Raw genomic sequence first — 3,675 nt, 5'->3', positions numbered from 1 at the left:
GCCCCTATACTACAAGGCTTGGCGCTGACCCCGGATGGTAATTACCTTGTCAGAACTGGGGCTTTTCATTACCATTCTGCAAAATTTTTATAAGTTCAGATTTTTACTTAGTAGATGCCTGATTTAACAGGCCACAAAGCTGATGGGAGAGGACTGAATGAGCAATGACGGCGTGAATGCAGGCCGGCGTCGCTTCTTGGTAGCAGCCACATCCGTGGTGGGTGCTGCAGGAGCGGTGGGGGCTGCGGTCCCGTTCGTGGGGTCATGGTTTCCCAGTGCCAAGGCGAAAGCCGCAGGTGCACCGGTGAAAGTGAATGTCAGCAAAATCGAACCAGGTCAGCAAATGATTGCTGAATGGCGCGGTCAGCCGGTATTCATCGTCCGCCGTACGCAGGAGATTTTGGGGAATCTTGCAAAGATCGAGGGTGACCTCTCTGATCCAGACTCCAAGAATTCGGTACAGCCAACTTACGTGGACCCCAAGACGCGCTCGATCAAGCCGGAAGTTCTGCTGCTGATCGGTATTTGCACGCACTTGGGTTGCTCTCCGACCTTCCGTCCAGAAGTAGCGCCTGCCGATCTTGGCCCTAAATGGGTAGGTGGTTATTTCTGCCCTTGCCACGGTTCCCACTACGATCTGGCTGGCCGCGTCTTCAAGTCGCAACCTGCGCCTTTGAATCTGCCAGTTCCCCCGCATTCCTATGAGTCGAACGACATTATTGTCATCGGCGTCGATACGGAGAAAGCGTGATGAGCAAGTTCATGGATTGGGTTGATGCGCGCTTTCCTGCCACTAAAATGTGGGAAGACCATCTCAGCAAGTACTACGCCCCGAAGAACTTCAACTTCTTCTATTTCTTTGGCTCCCTGGCGCTGTTGGTTCTGGTTAACCAGATCGTAACCGGCGTCTGGCTGACCATGAGCTACACCCCGTCGGCGGAAGAAGCATTCGCCTCCGTCGAATACATCATGCGTGACGTCGAGTACGGCTCGATCCTGCGTCTGCTGCACTCCACCGGCGCTTCGGCGTTCTTCATCGTGGTTTACCTGCATATGTTCCGTGGCCTGCTCTACGGTTCGTACCAGAAGCCGCGTGAGCTGGTATGGGTCTTCGGCATGCTGATCTACCTGGCACTGATGGCTGAAGCCTTCATGGGCTACCTGCTGCCGTGGGGTCAGATGTCCTACTGGGGCGCCCAGGTGATCATCTCGCTGTTCGGTGCGATCCCGGTCATCGGCAACGACCTGACCCAATGGATCCGTGGTGACTACCTGATTTCGGGCATCACCCTGAACCGCTTCTTCGCCCTGCACGTCGTGGCCTTGCCGATCGTGATTCTCGGTCTGGTGGTGCTGCACGTTCTGGCGCTGCACGAAGTCGGCTCGAACAACCCGGACGGCGTGGACATCAAGAAACACAAGGACGAAAACGGCGTACCGCTGGACGGCATTGYCTTCCACCCGTACTACACCGTGAAGGATATCGTCGGCGTGGTGGTGTTCCTGTTCATCTTCTGCGCGATCGTGTTCTTCTTCCCGGAAATGGGCGGTTACTTCCTCGAGAAGCCGAACTTCGAAGTGGCGAACGCCTTCAAGACCCCGGTACACATTGCCCCGGTCTGGTACTTCACCCCGTTCTACGCGATTCTGCGTGCGATTCCGGACAAGCTCCTGGGCGTTGTCGCCATGGGTGCTTCGATTGCCTTGCTGTTCGTCCTGCCCTGGCTTGACCGTAGTCCGGTCAAGTCCATGCGCTACAAGGGCTGGTTGAGCAGGATCTGGCTCTGGGTGTTCTGCATCTCCTTCGTGATTCTTGGCTGGCTGGGCGTCATGGCGCCTACTCCGGAACGTACATTGCTGTCGCAGGTCTGTACCTTCCTGTACTTCGCCTACTTCATTCTGATGCCGTTCTACACCAGGCTCGAGAAGACCAAACCGGTTCCGGAAAGGGTGACTGGCTGATGAAAAAGCTATTTGCTGTACTGATTCTTGCTGCACTGCCTGTCTTGTCCTTCGCGGCCGAGTCCGGTGGTCCAGAGCTCGAAAAAGTCGATATCGACGTCTCCGATAAAGCGGCAATGCAAGATGGTGCGCGTACGTTCGCCAACTACTGCATGGGGTGCCACAGTGCCAAGTTCCAGCGCTATGAGCGCGTTGCCGACGATCTGGGGATTCCTCACGATCTGATGCTGAAGAACCTGGTGTTCACGGGCGCCAAGATCGGTGACCACATGAGCATCGGCATGCAGCCGGCAGACGCCAAGTCCTGGTTCGGCGCTGCGCCGCCCGACCTGACGCTGGTGGCTCGCGTTCGTGGCACTGACTGGCTCTACGGCTACCTGCGGTCGTTCTATGAAGACCCGAGTCGTCCTTGGGGTGTGAACAACAAGGTGTTCCCGAACGTCGGTATGCCTAACGTTCTGGGCGGCCTGCAGGGTCGTCAGGTGGTAGGCTGCAAACAAGTTCAAATCGTCGAAAGCGGCAAGAAGCAGTATGATCCTCTGACCGGCACACCGCTGACTCATGAAGCGTGCGATCAGCTGACCATCGTGCCAAAAACCGGTGCTCTGAACGAAGAGCAGTTCGACGAGAAGGTCAAGAATCTGGTGACCTTCCTGGCCTATTCGGCCAACCCGGTGAAGCTGCAGCATCAGCGCATCGGTACCTATGTGTTGCTGTACCTGGCGTTCTTCTTCGTATTCGCTTACTTGCTCAAGCGTGAATACTGGAAAGACGTGCATTGATAAAGCTTTAAGCAATTGCTGTTAATCGCGCGCGCCCAAGGGCGTCTCTGAACGTGTAACGAGTCTGGTCATCCAGGCGTTACGGGAGACGCCCTCTGGGCGCGCTCGTTTTTCCGCTCCCGATAATTTCTACAAGCGAGGAGGACCGCCATGGGCGTGACCAATCGGTTGGCCTGTTACTCCGACCCCGCCGACCACTATTCCCACCGAGTGCGTATCGTACTGGCAGAGAAGGGTGTCAGCGCCGAGATCATCAGTGTGGAGGCGGGCCGTCAGCCGCCAAAGCTGATCGAAGTGAACCCTTACGGCAGCTTGCCCACCCTGGTCGATCGTGACCTGGCGTTGTGGGAGTCGACCGTGGTGATGGAATATCTGGATGAGCGTTACCCGCATCCACCGTTGCTGCCGGTTTATCCGGTAGCGCGTGCCAACAGCCGTCTGCTGATTCACCGTATTCAGCGTGACTGGTGTGTTCTGGTGGATCTGATTCTGGATTCGCGAACCAAGGAGCCAGCGCGTGTGCAGGCTCGCAAGGAATTGCGTGAAAGCCTGACGGGCGTTTCGCCGCTGTTCGCCGACAAGCCGTTTTTCTTGAGTGAGGAACAAAGTCTGGTGGATTGTTGCCTACTGCCAATACTCTGGCGTTTGCCGATTCTGGGTATTGAACTGCCGCGGCCTGCCAAGCCGCTGCTTGATTACATGGAGCGTCAGTTTGCGCGTGAGGCTTTCCAGGCGAGTCTGTCTGGTGTCGAACGCGATATGCGCTAAGGCTTAAGGAGCCGCTATGAACTCCAGTCGACCTTATTTGGTCCGCGCGCTCTATGAGTGGATTGTGGACAACGATTGCACCCCGCACCTGCTGGTCAATTCCGAGTATCCGTCGGTGCAGGTGCCGCAAGGCTTCGCCAGCGACGGACAGATTGTCCTGAAC

The 3,675-nt window shown here is 56.5% G+C and carries 5 protein-coding genes; all 5 read left to right on the top strand.

Going from position 1 to position 3,675, the window contains the following annotated elements:
* Positions 1-157 precede the first annotated feature (157 nt).
* Positions 158-751 carry a ubiquinol-cytochrome c reductase iron-sulfur subunit gene (petA, locus tag AC1DH9_RS24920; RefSeq protein ID WP_019693575.1) on the top strand — a complete coding sequence of 198 codons (594 nt, stop codon included), beginning with the start codon at positions 158-160 and terminating at the stop codon, positions 749-751.
* Positions 751-1,962, top strand: a complete 1,212-nt coding sequence (locus AC1DH9_RS24915) for a cytochrome b (RefSeq protein ID WP_477808969.1) — start codon at positions 751-753, stop codon at positions 1,960-1,962. The genes petA and AC1DH9_RS24915 overlap by 1 nt, the downstream gene beginning before the upstream one ends.
* Positions 1,962-2,744 (top strand): cytochrome c1, encoded by a 783-nt coding sequence (locus AC1DH9_RS24910; RefSeq protein ID WP_427547187.1) that lies wholly within the window; start codon positions 1,962-1,964, stop codon positions 2,742-2,744. Before AC1DH9_RS24915 ends, AC1DH9_RS24910 begins: the two co-directional genes overlap by 1 nt.
* A 150-nt stretch (positions 2,745-2,894) precedes the next feature.
* Positions 2,895-3,512 (top strand): glutathione S-transferase N-terminal domain-containing protein, encoded by a 618-nt coding sequence (locus tag AC1DH9_RS24905; protein ID WP_019693572.1) that lies wholly within the window; start codon positions 2,895-2,897, stop codon positions 3,510-3,512.
* 16 nt (positions 3,513-3,528) lie between these two features.
* On the top strand, positions 3,529-3,675 hold a 147-nt coding region (locus AC1DH9_RS24900), incomplete at its 3' end, for a ClpXP protease specificity-enhancing factor SspB (RefSeq protein ID WP_477808970.1).

The organism is Pseudomonas sp. 05T35, assembly GCF_056396605.1.
The sequence above is the reverse complement of the archived record's forward strand: the minus strand, read 5'-3'. Positions and strand labels throughout refer to the sequence as shown.

What these genes read in the sequence shown, in the direction of transcription:
- AC1DH9_RS24905 (WP_019693572.1), top strand. Translation starts at nt 2,895, where the DNA reads ATGGGCGTGACCAATCGGTTGGCCTGTTACTCCGACCCCGCCGACCAC.
- petA (WP_019693575.1), top strand. Translation starts at nt 158, where the DNA reads ATGAGCAATGACGGCGTGAATGCAGGCCGGCGTCGCTTCTTGGTAGCA.
- AC1DH9_RS24910 (WP_427547187.1), top strand. Translation starts at nt 1,962, where the DNA reads ATGAAAAAGCTATTTGCTGTACTGATTCTTGCTGCACTGCCTGTCTTG.